The 14,085-nt window shown below is 60.3% G+C and carries 14 protein-coding genes; 9 read left to right on the forward strand and 5 right to left on the reverse strand.

All coding sequences use genetic code 11. The features are described from left to right. Positions 1-375: 375 nt before the first annotated feature. Entirely contained in the window at positions 376-1,284 is a 909-nt protein-coding gene (locus D5301_RS08390) for a DMT family transporter (protein ID WP_043033504.1), read from the reverse strand. A gap of 97 nt (positions 1,285-1,381) precedes the next feature. Here D5301_RS08390 and D5301_RS08395 point away from each other — a divergent pair, with 97 nt between their 5' ends. The 5 genes from D5301_RS08395 to D5301_RS08415 all read left to right on the forward strand — a co-directional run bounded on the left by D5301_RS08395 (position 1,382) and on the right by D5301_RS08415 (position 5,370). Further along, on the forward strand, positions 1,382-2,185 hold the full coding sequence (locus tag D5301_RS08395) for a helix-turn-helix transcriptional regulator (RefSeq protein ID WP_043033503.1): 804 nt from the start codon (positions 1,382-1,384) through the stop codon (positions 2,183-2,185). 151 nt (positions 2,186-2,336) lie between these two features. Continuing rightward, complete coding sequence (locus D5301_RS24200; RefSeq protein ID WP_049402761.1) at positions 2,337-2,627, forward strand: hypothetical protein; 291 nt, start codon at positions 2,337-2,339, stop codon at positions 2,625-2,627. Between the two features lie 519 nt (positions 2,628-3,146). Next, complete coding sequence (locus D5301_RS08405; RefSeq protein ID WP_033836000.1) at positions 3,147-3,656, forward strand: lactoylglutathione lyase family protein; 510 nt, start codon at positions 3,147-3,149, stop codon at positions 3,654-3,656. A 177-nt stretch (positions 3,657-3,833) separates the two neighbouring features. After that, complete coding sequence (locus tag D5301_RS08410; protein ID WP_223224789.1) at positions 3,834-4,361, forward strand: SRPBCC domain-containing protein; 528 nt, start codon at positions 3,834-3,836, stop codon at positions 4,359-4,361. A 52-nt stretch (positions 4,362-4,413) separates the two neighbouring features. Further along, positions 4,414-5,370: an NADH:flavin oxidoreductase/NADH oxidase gene (locus tag D5301_RS08415; RefSeq protein WP_269213927.1), complete on the forward strand. Its 957-nt coding sequence runs from the start codon at positions 4,414-4,416 to the stop codon at positions 5,368-5,370. Between the two features lie 377 nt (positions 5,371-5,747). Here the strand turns inward: D5301_RS08415 and D5301_RS08420 are convergent, their stop codons facing one another. After that, positions 5,748-6,101, reverse strand: a complete 354-nt coding sequence (locus D5301_RS08420) for a hypothetical protein (protein WP_043033501.1) — start codon at positions 6,099-6,101, stop codon at positions 5,748-5,750. A gap of 26 nt (positions 6,102-6,127) precedes the next feature. On the opposite strand from D5301_RS08420, the gene D5301_RS08425 reads away from it, so the two are divergent. Further along, a complete protein-coding gene (locus tag D5301_RS08425) occupies positions 6,128-6,463 on the forward strand; it encodes a hypothetical protein (RefSeq protein WP_043033500.1) in 336 nt (111 codons plus the stop codon). Positions 6,464-6,468: 5 nt separating this feature from the next. Continuing rightward, on the forward strand, positions 6,469-7,092 hold the full coding sequence (locus D5301_RS08430) for a TetR/AcrR family transcriptional regulator (protein ID WP_043033616.1): 624 nt from the start codon (positions 6,469-6,471) through the stop codon (positions 7,090-7,092). A gap of 589 nt (positions 7,093-7,681) precedes the next feature. On the opposite strand, the gene D5301_RS08435 is transcribed toward D5301_RS08430, so the two are convergent. The 3 genes from D5301_RS08435 to D5301_RS08445 form a co-directional block, all read right to left on the reverse strand. Further along, positions 7,682-8,710 carry a hypothetical protein gene (locus D5301_RS08435; protein ID WP_049402763.1) on the reverse strand — a complete coding sequence of 343 codons (1,029 nt, stop codon included), beginning with the start codon at positions 8,708-8,710 and terminating at the stop codon, positions 7,682-7,684. A 234-nt stretch (positions 8,711-8,944) separates the two neighbouring features. Then, complete coding sequence (locus D5301_RS08440; protein ID WP_033836002.1) at positions 8,945-9,550, reverse strand: hypothetical protein; 606 nt, start codon at positions 9,548-9,550, stop codon at positions 8,945-8,947. A gap of 148 nt (positions 9,551-9,698) precedes the next feature. Beyond that, positions 9,699-10,673 (reverse strand): DNA-binding protein, encoded by a 975-nt coding sequence (locus D5301_RS08445; RefSeq protein WP_049402764.1) that lies wholly within the window; start codon positions 10,671-10,673, stop codon positions 9,699-9,701. A 104-nt stretch (positions 10,674-10,777) separates the two neighbouring features. Here D5301_RS08445 and D5301_RS08450 point away from each other — a divergent pair, with 104 nt between their 5' ends. Further along, on the forward strand, positions 10,778-11,854 hold the full coding sequence (locus D5301_RS08450; protein WP_043033496.1) for a site-specific integrase: 1,077 nt from the start codon (positions 10,778-10,780) through the stop codon (positions 11,852-11,854). A gap of 101 nt (positions 11,855-11,955) precedes the next feature. Continuing rightward, positions 11,956-13,920 (forward strand): AAA family ATPase, encoded by a 1,965-nt coding sequence (locus D5301_RS08455; protein WP_153855344.1) that lies wholly within the window; start codon positions 11,956-11,958, stop codon positions 13,918-13,920. Positions 13,921-14,085: the final 165 nt, after the last annotated feature.

Raw genomic sequence — 14,085 nt, forward strand, 5'->3', positions numbered from 1 at the left:
CTAGTTCAATGGGCAGAAGTTGCTGGCGTATCCTCTCGGACTCCTGCAAGACGCTGGGTTGCCGCTACTGGCCTGGGATGTTGTGAGTGGCGCCAGAGGCTGAAGCTTGCTGCGTCCCTCCCTCTCCTCCAGAGCGACTGCAAAGTTGGTGATGTTGCCAAGCGGCTGGGCTATAGCGGCCCCTCCCCTTTTATTGCAATGTTTCGCCGACTAACCGGCATGTGCCCAACTCAGCTGAAGAGCGCTGTCTAGATGCAACTTCACCTTGAGGAGAGGGCCCTTTGAACCTGGCTAGCCGAAGAAGCGTTCCCCGAACAAGGAGAACGGGCCTCAAGCGGCCCGTTTTCATTTGAACTGCAGCTATGCAATTGTCTTTCAGCGCTTGGTCGAGGTGTCATCCACGACCATGACCTCGTCAGGCTTCTTGCGAGCTGCGTACTCCGCCAGTACCACACCAAATACTGCCATCAAACCGCCACCCACGACCCAGGTGCTCAGAGACTCTTTGAGGACCACCACCGCAAGCAATGCAGTGACGATCGGGACGAGATTGAAGAACCCGGCCACGCGAGCAGAGCCCAGCCGATGCAGGCCGGTCATCCATGCCAACGGTGCCATGATCGAAGCGCCGATTGCTGCGAATGCAATGCAGCCGATGGCTGCGCCACCCTGGACGCCAGTGCCTGCGACAAGGAAAAGAGGTAGCAGCAGGATCGTTGCAGACATGGCTTGAAGAAACAGGGATTCGATCAGCGTTACGGGAATGCGCCACTTGTGCATCAGCAAATTGTAGGTGGCAAAAGCCAAAGCGCCCAGCAGCATCAGGGCGTCACCTTTGTTGATTCCATGGGAAACCAAGGCTTCAAAGTCACCATGGGACACTACCGCTATCACCCCAACCAAGGAGATGATCGAACCAATCACTGCGCCACCGCGGACTGCGTGACCCATGAAGATGCGCGACAAGGCAAGAGCGATCAACGGGATGAGTGCCTGGATAACGCCCATGTTGGTCGCAGAAGTGAAATGTGCGGCGTAGTACGCCAGGCATTGGAACATGACACCGCCCAAAGCACCGAGCACGAGGAAGCGTGCCCAATTGGCTTTCAGGACCGCTAGGTTCGACTTCAGGCGCGGCAGGGCGAATGGGAGCAAGATGATGGCCGCAGCAAGCCATCGCCAGAAGCTAATATCGACCGGGCCGACGGTCCCTGCAGCGAGCTTTGTAACGATGGTGTTGGCGCCCCAGAGAAGGCAGGCCAGGAGGGGGAGCAGGTAGTACATGGCATCCTCAGATACTGGATATCAACAGCCAGTAGCGTAGACTTGGCGGAATTTCGTTACATCCATAATTTGCGCCAATCTTCATCTTGAATGCGACATGGCAATGGACCCCGTCCCCTCGTTCAGCTCCATCCCTGGAGACATCTACGTTCGGCAAGGGACTTTGCCTCCCTCCGACTGGGATGCTCGTGTGCATCCGTGGGGGCAGTTCAACTATGTTGCGCAGGGTGTCATGGAGTTACAGGTAGGCGAGGACTGGATGGTGTCCCCTACCCACTATGCGATATGGATTCCGCCTGGTGTTCACCACTCATCCCGAAACCGTGGTGCGGTTGCTTATCGATCCGCATACCTTTCGGTCGGCGCGTCGGCGCAGATGCCCAGCATTCCGACTGCGTTAGCGGTTAGCTCGTTGCTTAGGGAGATCTTGGACGAACTGGCCCGTCGTGACATCGGCGAGGCCGTTAAGCCAGAAGACCGGCGACTCTCCGCGGTCGCCCTTGACCTGATTCTGGCCGCGCCGGTGATGTCGAGCTTCCTGCCGCTGGCCAGCGGTGACGTGCTAAAGCGGATTCTGAGCTATGCCGAGACCTCCCTTCAGGACTCTCCGTCGGCACTTGAGGTCGCAGAGCGCCACCACATTAGTGTTCGATCACTTGAGCGCTTGGCAAAGCGCGAGCTAGGGATGGGGTTCGGAGAGTGGCGCAGTCGGCTTCGTTTTCTGAGGGCAATTGATGCCTTGGGTTCAGACCGATCAATTACGCAGATTGCAGACGATCTGGGCTATGCAAACTCAACGTCTTTCAGTGAGATGTTCAAGCGACACTCTGGCCGGACCCCAGACCAGTATAGAAGGGGCCTCAGTCCGCTCCAGCGAGAGGTGGAGCCCTCCTCCCGCTGAATCGAGGCAGGCCTCGAAGCTGTTGGGTCAACCATTTAGCTGGCCCAGACAGTGGCCATTCGGATCGATGGATCATCCAGAGGGTGTCAACCACCGGAGATCCACAGTCAACCACCTCAATTGCGTCTTGCCGAGCGAAGGATTCACGGGCGTGTCGCGGAATGACAGTGAATCCCAGCCCGAGCGATACCGGCTCAAGGATGAGCGCAACCTGATTGGTGAAGCCGTGTATAGGAAGCGCGCGTACGCCTGGATTTCCTGGGAACTTGCGGGCGAGAAGGCGGGTGGCCATAGCCTGGCCATCTGGATGATCAACGAAACCCAACTTTTGAAGATCCGCCCAGCTGTCCGCGCAGGCACCTCTCGGAACTACCAGCTCAAGCGCCTCCTCGGTGAAGGGCTCAGCCCGCAGCCGAGGGTCATCCGGCCGAAGTGCAAGTAGACCCACCTCGTACTTCTTCTCCAGTACCGCCGATAGGATTTCTGGGTCCGGCGAGAAGCGATGACGAATGATCAAGCCGGGATGGGTGCGCTGGAAGTCCAGCAACACCGGGTAAAGAGCAAGGCCAACACTCCCGGGGGTTATCAGCGCAAACTCCCCCTGATCGCTGTCCGCGCTCGCGAGCTTGGCTTGAAGCCGGCGATCGGCCGAATCCATCTCTTGGCAGTACTGCAATAGAGCCATTCCCGCCGGCGTCAGCTCAATAAATCGTGGTCTGCGCAGAAACAGGGCACCCAGCTGTTGCTCAAGATGACGTACATGCTGACTGACCGCAGCCTGGGTGAGCTGCAGCTGGCCTGCGGCCCTGGTAAAGCTCCCGACCTCTGCGATAGCCCGAAAGGATCGGAGCCAATGCTCATTCAGCATAAGAATATTTTATCAATCTGATAAAAATGGATCAGATCATGGTTGAGTTGCAGGGTCTAATCTTGCGGCTACCCCTCTCTTCAGTGGTGTGCCGTGCCTGCCCTACCCCCTCCCTACCCTCGCGCCTTCTCCCACATCGGCCTGTCTGTTACCGATCTCGATGCCGCGGTTTCCTTCTATACAGAAGTCTTGGGCTGGTACCTCGTCATGCCGCCGACCAGGATTGCTGAAGACGAAAGCGCAATTGGCGTGATGTGCACGGATGTGTTTGGGCCTGGATGGGGCAGCTTCCGCATTGCACATCTATCCACTGGTGACCGGGTTGGAGTCGAAATCTTCCAGTTCAATAACGCCGAGCGTCCCGCGAACAACTTCGAGTACTGGAAGTCGGGCGTCTTCCACTTCTGTATTCAGGATCCGGACGTTGAAGGCCTGGCCGCTCGGATTGTGGCAGCTGGTGGAAAGCAGCGAATGCCGGTTCGAGAGTACTTCCCAGGGGAGAAGCCCTATCGGATGGTTTACATGGAGGATCCGCTGGGCAACATCCTGGAGATCTACAGCCACAGCTACGAGCTTACGTATTCAGCTGGCGCGTACGTCTAGCTCCACGCACACCCTCAGCCAGCTTTCGACTGCCAGGCAGTCCTCGCCAAACTGAGACACGACGGTACGGAGCAAGTGTCTCGGCTGTAGAAGTCAGAGGTCTGCAAGTTAGAAGCTGGCGAACGTAATTTTAACGATTCATCGGCGAGCCGCGCCGCTAGCCCTAAGGAGCATATGATGAAAATGAACGGCATTCGTTGGCCGGAAGGCTACCTTCCTGGTTACACCGAAAACTTTGTCTCGAATGAGCTGATCGTCCTCGGCCTTGCCGCAGCTGATGTTTGGCCGTTGCTTGAAGAGCCACGTCTGTGGCCGACCTACTACGGAAATTCAGCCAATGTGCGCTTCCACGATGGCGCCGGCCCTCTGTTGCGAAACGGGGATCGATTCTACTTTGAAACCTTTGGCTTCCCCGTGGAGGCTCAATGCGTCGAGCATGAGGCTCCTACCTCCGAGGGTCCGGGCCGGATCGCTTGGCATGGCTGGGCCGGTGAGCCCGGGTCTGCCGATCGACTTGACGTTCATCATGCGTGGATTGTCGAAGACCTTGATGGTGGCCGAGTGCGGATCCTCACGCAGGAGACGCAGAAGGGACAGCCTGCAGAAGCCCTGCGTCTGGCCAAGCCGAATCCAATGATCAATGGTCACCAGGATTGGCTGGACGGCCTGGTGGAAGCAGCTCGAGCCGCCAAGTCAACGTCCTAAGCCGGAGTAAATCCCCGTGCTTGCTCCTCTTGCTCTCCCCAAAGCCCCGTTTATGTCTGCCCTGTTTAGCCCATTCGAGCTCAAAGGTGTCACTCTTAAGAATCGTATCGCGGTGCCGCCCATGTGCCAGTACAGTGCGGAGGACGGCCGTATCAACGATTGGCATCTCAGCCACTATGCCGCGCTTGCGCGCGGAGGCGCTGGGCTCGTGATTGTCGAGGCTACCGCCGTGTCTCCGGAAGGACGCATCACCCCGGGATGTGCTGGCCTGTGGGGTGATGAGCAAATTCCAGGAATGGCAGCCATCGCTTCTGCCATCAAGCAAGGCGGTGCCGTAGCTGGCATCCAGATCGGCCACGCAGGGCGCAAGGCTAGTGCAAATCGGCCATGGCAAGGCGATGACCACATCGCAGCCGATGATCCCGCAGGATGGGCGATCCTTGGTCCCTCGCCGATCGCCTTTGGCGGCTCGCTCGATAGAGTTCCCAACGAGATGACGGTTGAGGACATTCATCGCGTTCAAGCGGATTTCGTCGCTGCAGCCAAGCGTGCGCTTGCTGCAGGATTTGAATGGCTGGAGCTTCACTTCGCTCATGGCTATCTGGCGCAGAGCTTCTTCAGCCCCGACAGCAACAAGCGGGAGGATCGCTACGGTGGCAGTGCGGAGAACAGAGCACGCTTCCTGCTGGAGACATTGGCGGCCGTCCGTAAGGTTTGGCCCGAGCATCTGCCGCTGACCGCGCGCTTTGGAGTTGTGGAGTACAACTCGCGCGATGGCCAAGCACTGGTCGACTCCATTGAGATTGGCAAAGAAATGCGAGAGTTGGGGCTTGATCTGCTCAACGTGAGCATTGGCTTCAGTGCTCTTGGTGGCCGCGTCCCATGGGGTACACAGGCGTTCCTGGCACCCCTTGCTGAGCGATTTGCTAATGAAACTGGGCTTCCGGTGGCCACAGGTTGGTGCATCGATGATCCACAGACTGCCGAGCGCGTTGTAGCGGACTGTTAGGTTGACCTAGTGATGATCGGGCGGGCCCACCTATCCAATCCGCACTATCCGTACCAAATGGCCATTGCGCTTGGCCAGGAGCTCCCAGCCAGCGTGCTACCCACGCCTTACAGCTATTGGCTGAGCAGATACAAAGGCCCGGGCAAGGCGTCGGCTCAATAGGAGCGAGCCAGCCCCCTCCTCCATCGAGCAATAGGGGCAAATGATCTGGCTCCCATCGAGAATCCCTAACGCCATTGCAAGCTGCTACCCCGCCTCAACACAGGCGGGGACAGGCACCATTAAAGTTGCTCCGCCTTGTCCGCCAGGGGTCACCGAAGCGGCTGCGTGAGCGAGACGGGATGGGAGGTCTGACTAGGCGCCGAAGAAGACTCGAGCTAGCGAGAGGCACTTGGCCGACGCTGCCTTGCCGGCATGCTCAAGCGCGAGCGCTCCGCCGCCGACAAGATGACCATCAGCACAAAGGGGTTGGCTACCTGAATCATGACTACGGACGTCTCTGAGATTGCACCTTGCAGCAGGAGAATCATCGGAATAGTGAGTAGGGCATGGAACAACACTCCCGCACCAACCAAAAGGGCTAGTGCTCGATAGCTCATACGACCCGCGCCAAAGGATGTGTAGATCATCCAAGCGCAGAGGGGGATGAAGATGATGATCGCAGTTAGCGTTCCCGCGCCGTAGCCGACCCCGAGAATCAGCGGGATCACGTGGAAGACAACGTTGATCATGATGATGCTGTAGATCGCATAGCCCCTTGAGCCAGGGCAAGGCTGGAAAGATTGAAGGCGGCGATCGCCTGCCCTGGGTGAAGACGCGTGGTGAGGACAACTACGCGATCTCAGAGCAAATCGGCTGGCAGGTCCATGTCTATGGACGAGCCAGTACTGAACTAAAGGGCTGGTGCGACAGCCGCGGCATGGCTCTTCGCGAGTTTACCTGGCACGAAGAACATGGCCGCGCTGGACGTCAGCAGGACGCTGTCTACGTTCTGCGGCCTGACACTTGGGTGGGATTGGCACAGCCAACGCAGTCCCTAGACGAGCTGCAGCGCTATTGGGATTCCCGCATGGGCAAGAGATTGAGCACGTGAGCGAGATGCAACCTAAGTGGAGTCGTCGCAAGGAGGCGCGGCCGCTCGAGATTGTAGACGCTGCGGTAGATGTTTTCCTTGAGAACGGCTTTGCTGCCGCAAAGCTCTCTGATATCGCGAAGCGCGCACGAGTCGCGAAGGGCACGATCTACCTCTACTTTGAAACCAAGGAAGAGCTGTTTCGAGCCGCAGCGCGCCAGTTGATCTCCACAAATCTGGAAGGCCTTGAGACGGCACAGGCGACCTTCGACGGGTCGATTGAGGAGCTAATCCCGACGCTCCTCCAGCGAGCGGTCTCATCAGGTGGCGATGCCCGCTTGTCTGCAGCATTGCGAATGGTGCTATCGGAGAGCCGAATGTTTCCTGAGCTTGCGAGGATCTGGCATGACGAAGTTGCATCTCGCATGATCCGGCTGGTGGCAAGCGCTGTCGAGCGGGCGCAGGCCAAGGGGACCGTCCGCGCCGGCGACTCAAATCTCATGGCCTTTTCAATCATGGCTCCGATCGTAATGGGTGTGCTGTTCCACGAGCTGTTCGGGACCTCGAGTCCGCATGCACCTGCGCTGGACAAACTTGCGTCCCAGCATGCTTCAATGATCCTTCATGGCATCACTGTGGATGCGATGTAAGCCGCCCTCACGGAGTTGTTAAGGGTTAGGCCACATCTATCCCTCCATGATTGAGATCAGTTGTCCTAGCCCTGCGACTTCGAGGGTGATCGTCTGCCGGCCAGAAGCAGATTCAGCGCGGCACAATCCTAGCCAGCGCATGCGCCCAAGGCATTGCTACTTGAAGGATGGGCAGCCATTGGCAAGCCACCAGCAGGCTACCGTCCTTCGTCGCCCCATGCGCACCGTCACGCAGTTCGAGCAGGGCATCCGGCCCGGGTTAGTCGTCCATCCCGCTGCAGACGATCAGGTCGAAACGACCCGTCGGCCACTCCTGCAGTTTCTGGGCGCAGGCCGCCGGAAGCGATAGAACGTTGAGTGTCGGTCCGAGGGCTGGCGCACCTCGTAGCCGCTGCCTCGATATCCCCCCGAGAACCGCTGGCCGAACGCAAGCGTCAGCGCCTCCACGCTCAGCACCACGTTCCAGATCCTTCGTGGCCCCACTTGCCGCTTCGCTTCCTGCGTTACGACGGCCAGCGCAACGGCCCCGATGACCGCGGACTGGTACCGGAGTTCAGGCACCACTCGCCGAGCTCCCGCGCGCCTGCGATCAGACGAAGACCTCATCGAGCAGGTCCCGCAGCGCGCCGTTCAGCCTCGGGTCGCCCTGTCCCTGCAAGGACAGGTACAGCGACAACGGGTCCACGACGGTGCCCGCGCCACCCAGGCGGGTGGAGTACGCCCAATGCTGCACGTCTGCATAGCCCTCGCCGGCCACGGGAAACCATTCCGGCTCCGGATGCCGACGGAAGCAGTCTCGTCCGATCGCAGCGATCGGACGCGATGGCGCCGCCAGTTCGGTGAGAACGGACAGGCCGGTTTCTCCCGCAGCACGACAATGATCGGCCAGCAGCATGTCCAAGCCACTTTTGCCGATGCAAGTGGTGCGCAGCACCGGCGAGCGCAGCCGCGGCAGCGCGACCGCCCACAAGGAGCGGCGCGCTTTCAAGAACCGTAGCTTCGTCTCCCGCCCCTCGCGCTGGGCGCTGACGAGGTTAGCCGCCACCAGTTCACGGGCGACCCGCGAGGCAGTCATGCGTGAGTAGCCTGCCTCGCGCGCCAGGTCGAGCGGCACCCACGGGACGCTGCCAGGGATGCCGCGCTCCTCCAAGTCGGGCCGCAACAGGGCCGCGATCAGAACCGCTTGTGCCGGATGGCTCAACCGCTCCCCAGCGGATGTGAGCACCCTTGGAGACGAATCGCGCTCGCGTAAGCTCATCAGGAAGCTCGGAGCGAACAGTTGGCTACCAGGCACAACGAAATCCACCCGAGACTCGATGAGCTTGGAGCGAATGTAGGGCGAAACGCCGGAGAGCACGAGAATGACCCTCAAGCCGGCCTTTTCCGCCAATCGATGCACCTGCGCGATCAGCCGCAAAGGTGGCAACGGTTCCGTCTGCGCCGGGACGGTGGCCAGCAGCACCCTGTGGCCGAGCAGGTCAAGCTCGGCCAGGCCGAATAGGGTGGCGAGGAAGTGGGGTAAGCCGCGCGTCTTGGAGCTGGGCCAGGGCTCGAGCTCACCGACCATGTCGGGTAGTAGACCCTGAAGATAGCGGGCTGCGGCGTCGAGGTCGTTCATAGCAGCGAATGTAACGGAGGTTCTTTACCGTAACAAGGCGCGGTGACAGTGAAACTGCTCTGTTACAGTCCAGTGCACCAGGCCCCTGCTACATCGCCAGGCGAGTTCCCCCGTTCAGACGCCAGCTACTCCCTCCGACTCCGCACGATTTGCCGGATAGCCCTCGGCAGTGGATTACTAGAGAGAGGTTTGTGACTATTACCGCGTAGTTGTAACGAACAGCATTTGCATGGGCTATTCATTAGGCAGCACGATTGTGTCGTAGTTGAAGTCTCGAGGCCGCTGACCGGTTGCCTTGATTGCTTCTTCGACGGCTCTATCGAGCATGAGCAGGTACTTTTTAACGATCTCGCTCCCCCGCCCCTTTTTCATCTCTTCTTTTCTCAGAAAGAGTTCCTGGATCTCCTTAAGTGCACTCACAGCCGTTGCTGATTGCTGCAGCGCAATCGCCAAGGATCGGTTCGGCACGTCAACATAGTTGACTGAATCGAAAGCCTTATGAAGCTGGGTCAGATGCGCCAAGATCAGCCGGGGGCCGCCGAATCCTCCCTCGAACTGCGCCAGCATCAGTGTCGCTGGAAATCGCGCATAGGAAATCAGCTCTATGAGGGACTGTGTGACCTCCCGTCTCCTGACTCTGGCGTGCCAAAGGGGGATCAGTCCCGCGGCGATGATGGCTGCGATGCTGCCGATCGCTTGCACCCACGCCGGCCAGTCAAGCGCTAACGTGGCGGATTTGGGACTCGGCTTGCTCATGAGTGCCCAAGTCAAGACGGCTCCTGCGGCAAAGGTCATCACAGCGACCACCGCCCAATCTCTGTCAGTTCTTCCCTGCTTCATGGCGTTCCTCCTCCGGCGTGCTGGTTTCTACCGTTCGTACGGGGCCTGTCGCGCCGTGCTCTCGGGCGCGGTCGAGGATGAACTTTGGGGGGGGCGTGTACGTCCTCCAAGTCTTTCGGGGAAAGAAGCCTTGATCGAATGGATGGCCTCAAGTCTTAGATTTCCTGCTATTGGGTTCTTGTGTCGGCTCGCCCACTCTTCTGGGCGCGGTGCGGCGTGGCTTGCTTTGCCTGCTTGGCGTTGCCGTGTTCGCTCTCCCTTGTCGGAGTGCCTCGGTAACTTGCCGAGTGGTTTCCTTCAGTGACGTCAGCTGCGCCTCCAAGCCATCAGCCCGCGCGTTCACGCCTTCCAGTCGGCGCAATGCCTGTTGCTCGCGGTTGGCAGCAGCAATGGCTTGTTGCTCGCTCTCTCGCAATGAGGTGGCCAAGGCCATGCGCTCCCGCCCCCACTCCTGCTCGGCTGACCGCAACGCCTGGCGATGCCGGTCAACCTCCGTATGGGCACGATCCTCCACTGCCCTGACGTGCGCCTGGAGCGCCCTCCTCTCTTCTTCGTGAGCGGCCGCGGCCTCGCCCAGACTGCGGCGTACGGCATCCAGTTCCTGCTCGAGTCGCTCCGCCCGTCCATAGGCTCCATCGCGTTGGCGCAGCAGGTCTTGTACTTGTGCCGTCATCTGGGAGACCTGTGCCGCCAACTGCTCCGCGGTGGTGGCGGCGGCCTGAGTCTGGACCTGAGCCTCCCTTTCGCGCTTCTGGCTGGCCTCAATCGCCAGCGTCAGGGCCACCCGGTCCTCCTCCAGCAGGCGCTCGCGTTCCTCCAGTGCGTGCCTGGTCGACTCCAGCTGGGTCTGAGCGAGCTCGCCGGCATCCTGCAGCGCGGCCTGCCACAAACGCTGGCTCAGGTGAGCTACCCGCTCTGGGATGCCTGGAACCGCCGCCTCAATGGCGCGCTGGCGCAGGCGAAAGCCTACGGTCTGCCACCAGGTCTCCAGCCAACGCGTGACGGTGTTGGGCGAGCCGGTGCCCAAGTGGGCTCGGATTCGCTCGACGGTGGGACGTTCGCCGGCGGCGATGATGTCGTCCGCTGCCTGGTGCACATCCAGTTCGCTGATGCCCTTGGCCATTGGGTGTCCTTCTGCGGAACGGTGAGAATTGGCAGGCCATGTCTGATAAGGCATATTTATCAGATGTAGCTCAACCTAATCATAGTGCACAATACATAGTACATATGAATAATATCACTGCTGCGTCAGGGGAACTCGTTTCGGGGCTGGTTCCGGAGCGGCTGGCCACTTCCGCCGCAGAAGCGGTGCGAGACATCCTGCAGGAGGCCGAAGCGCCTAACACCATTCGCAGCTACGCCGGCGCCCTGCGCTATTGGGCGGGCTGGTTCGAAGGGCGCTATGGCAGGCCCATCGCCCTACCCGTCCCCCCGGCGGCAGTGGTTCAGTTCATCGTGGATCACATGGGGCGCTCAGGCGATTTGGGGCTTCGTTGGGATCTGCCTGCAGACTTGGATAGTGCCTTGGTGCATGCGGGCCTGAAGAAGAAGCCTGGGCCGCTGGCGTTCTCCAGCCTGGTCCACCGGGTGGCGGTCTTGTCGGCGGCCCACAAGCAGGCCCGCCAAGACAACCCTTGCGAGAATCGCGCCGTGAGGACCCTACTGTCCAAGGGGCGCAGGGCTTCTCACAAACGAGGCGAGCGCCCGGCCAAGAAGACCGCGCTGTCAGCCGCAGATCTGCGCGCAATGGCGGCCACCTGCGACACCTCGCTCAAGGGGAAGCGCGATCGCGCCCTGCTCTACTTTGCCTTTGCTAGCGGCGGGCGCCGCCGCAGCGAAGTCGCCGAGGCGACGGTGAATCACCTCACCCGACTGCCCGAAGGCGGCTACACCTATCGCTTGGATCACGGAAAAACCTTGCAGTCCGGGCCAGTGGTTGGCAGCAGCCCCGACAAGCCCATCCTGGGAGAGGCAGCCACCGCACTGCAGGACTGGCTGGACGTGGCCGAGATTACCGACGGCCCCCTGTTCCGGCGCGTCTGGCCACGGTCATTGGGCGGCGCGCTCAGCGGCAAGGCGGTCGCCGCCATCGTTAAGGACCGGGCGCGGTTGGCCGGTCTGGACGGGGACTTTGCCGGCCACAGCCTGCGCTCGGGCTTTGTTACCGAAGGTGCGCGGCGTGGGGTGGCCCTGCCGGCGCTGATGGCGATGACCGATCACCGCTCCGTGGCCAGCGTGATCGGATATTTCCAGCAGGGCGGCGTCGGCAGCAACCCCGCCGCGCGCCTGATGGATGAGGACTGAGCCTCCGGCCCGAGCGGCCAGCAGTGCGCGTTGAATGTGCCCCGCTCGGGCCCTATCCTGCACAAGACGCGCACCATCCACGGCAGGAATCAGGGGGCAGCATGAAGCTAGTCAAGGCACGGATCCGAAACTTCCGTTCTGCAGAGGATTCCGGAACGTTCGATGTCGGAGAGCTGACCTGCTTGGTCGGTAAGAACGAGGCGGGCAAGACTGCAATTCTGACGGCGTTGTTTGGTACCCGTCCCATCGCCGACCAGTTTGCTTACGACACGGTGCGCGATTACCCCCGCCGCTTCCTCACGCGGTATGAGGAACGCCACGACGACGAACCCGCACCGGTTGCCACCCTGACCTGGGAGCTCAGCCACGAAGACCAAAAGGCGGTCGCCGACGTCCTGGGTGCCGGCGCGTTAAGTAGTACGACCGTTGACGTAACGACAGATTACAGTGGCCACAGCACTTGGAGCATTCACGTCGATCCCAACGTGGTGCGCGCGTTTCTGCTCTGCCAGCACGGTGTGGCAGGCGAAGAGCGGGAGAAGTTTTCCAAGATATTGCTGGATCGACTCGTGGTCGAGATAGATGCGCACCCCGAGCCGTCTGACCAATTGCAGGCGGTCAAGCGGTCCATCAGCGGCTTCCGCAAGGGGAAACCAGTGCTGGCGGCCATCGATATCCTGCAGAAAAGGATGCCGGCGTTCTTCTATACCTCTCACTTTGATCGCATGTCCGGGGAGATATCGCTGGACAAGCTGTCTCGTGACACCCAAAGCGGCGCGACGATCTCCCCGGGTGACCAGATTTTCCTCGACTTCCTCGAGTACGCCGGGACGTCGGTCAGCGAATTGCAGTCCAGCACACGCCTGGAAGAGCTCAACGCACGTTGCCAAGCCGCCTCCAATGAAATTACCGATGAGATCTTCGAGTTTTGGAGTCAGAACGACGCGCTCAGTGTAGAGATAGCGCTTGCCCAAGGCCTCTCCGAGGATCCCGCCCCCTTCAATAGCGGGACTGTTGCCAAAATCCGCATTCGGAATGACAACCACAAGGTTTCGGTGCCCCTGTCTGAGCGCAGCGCCGGATTCGTCTGGTTCTTCTCCTTCCTGTCGCAGTTCAAGCAGATGCGAAAGAGGAACCCCGGTGCGATCATCCTTCTGGATGAGCCTGGATTGACGCTACATGGAAAGGCGCAAGCTGATCTGCTCCGCTACATCATTGAGCGTCTACTCCCCGACCACCAGGTCATCTACAGCACCCACTCGCCCTTTATGGTGCCGGCCGATCGTCTTGCGGACGTTCGCGTCGTCGAGGACGTTGTCACCTACGACCAGCGTCGCCGCCCCACCGTTAAGGGCACACAGGTCTCCGCGGACGTCCTGAGCGTCGATCAGGACACGCTGTTCCCCCTTCAGGCCCATCTCGGTTACGAGGTTACCCAAAGCCTGTTTGTGGGAGCGCATACCCTGTTGGTCGAAGGACCTTCGGATGTGCTCTATCTTCAGGCGGCATCGCACGCGCTCAAGCAACGCAAGCGCCAAGGCTTGGACAGCCGGTGGGTGATCTGCCCCACAGGCGGCATAGACAAAGTGCAATCGTTCGCCTCGCTCTTCTCTGGCAAGGGCATCCACATGGTCGCCTTGTGTGACTACGGCAATGGCGATAAAGGCAAGGTGCAGCGGCTGAGGGAGTCTCAGATCATGAAGACTTCCGGCGTCTTGGTAGCCACGGATTTCACCGGAAAGGCGGAGAGCGACATTGAGGACTTCTTCGCACCCGCCGTCTTCGCCGACATCCTCAACGGTGCCTACGGTCTGAAGGGAAAAGGGCAAATTTCCGCCCGGCAGTTCAGCCAAGACGGTGCCCTGACGCGCCAGGTCAAACAGGCCGAAGCACTGTTTAATGTCATGGGGGCTTCCGTTCCGCCCCTGGATCATTTCACTCCCGCCAACTGGCTCATCCAGAATCAGCACGTGCTGGCCGCGGAAACTACGGCCATCAATGAAACGCTGGAGCGCTTTGAGAAGGCCTTCGCTGAGATCAATGCGGCGCTAGGGGCCGGTGCGTAGATGAACCTCTGCCAGAGCTCCGCAATGGCAGCGGGTTCCTCTCCCGGCGCGCACTCATCGGAGGGCAGGACTCGGCTGCCTGACTCCCGCGCCATGAAATCGGCCTCTAACAGTGCGCCCTTTCCCTGCCATGCTGGCCCTGCGAATGCCGGGTCCGCAGAGGGC

The organism is Stenotrophomonas sp. MH181796 (assembly GCF_009659995.1).
Lineage (GTDB): Bacteria > Pseudomonadota > Gammaproteobacteria > Xanthomonadales > Xanthomonadaceae > Stenotrophomonas > Stenotrophomonas riyadhensis.

Excerpts from the sequence above, each read along its gene's own strand:
- D5301_RS08390 (WP_043033504.1), bottom strand. The coding sequence starts at position 1,284 with ATGTACTACCTGCTCCCCCTCCTGGCCTGCCTTCTCTGGGGCGCCAAC.
- D5301_RS08395 (WP_043033503.1), top strand. The coding sequence starts at position 1,382 with ATGGCAATGGACCCCGTCCCCTCGTTCAGCTCCATCCCTGGAGACATC.
- D5301_RS08410 (WP_223224789.1), top strand. The coding sequence starts at position 3,834 with ATGAAAATGAACGGCATTCGTTGGCCGGAAGGCTACCTTCCTGGTTAC.
- D5301_RS08415 (WP_269213927.1), top strand. The coding sequence starts at position 4,414 with ATGTCTGCCCTGTTTAGCCCATTCGAGCTCAAAGGTGTCACTCTTAAG.
- D5301_RS08420 (WP_043033501.1), bottom strand. The coding sequence starts at position 6,101 with ATGATCAACGTTGTCTTCCACGTGATCCCGCTGATTCTCGGGGTCGGC.
- D5301_RS08430 (WP_043033616.1), top strand. The coding sequence starts at position 6,469 with ATGCAACCTAAGTGGAGTCGTCGCAAGGAGGCGCGGCCGCTCGAGATT.
- D5301_RS08435 (WP_049402763.1), bottom strand. The coding sequence starts at position 8,710 with ATGAACGACCTCGACGCCGCAGCCCGCTATCTTCAGGGTCTACTACCC.
- D5301_RS08440 (WP_033836002.1), bottom strand. The coding sequence starts at position 9,550 with ATGAAGCAGGGAAGAACTGACAGAGATTGGGCGGTGGTCGCTGTGATG.
- D5301_RS08445 (WP_049402764.1), bottom strand. The coding sequence starts at position 10,673 with ATGGCCAAGGGCATCAGCGAACTGGATGTGCACCAGGCAGCGGACGAC.
- D5301_RS08450 (WP_043033496.1), top strand. The coding sequence starts at position 10,778 with ATGAATAATATCACTGCTGCGTCAGGGGAACTCGTTTCGGGGCTGGTT.
- D5301_RS08455 (WP_153855344.1), top strand. The coding sequence starts at position 11,956 with ATGAAGCTAGTCAAGGCACGGATCCGAAACTTCCGTTCTGCAGAGGAT.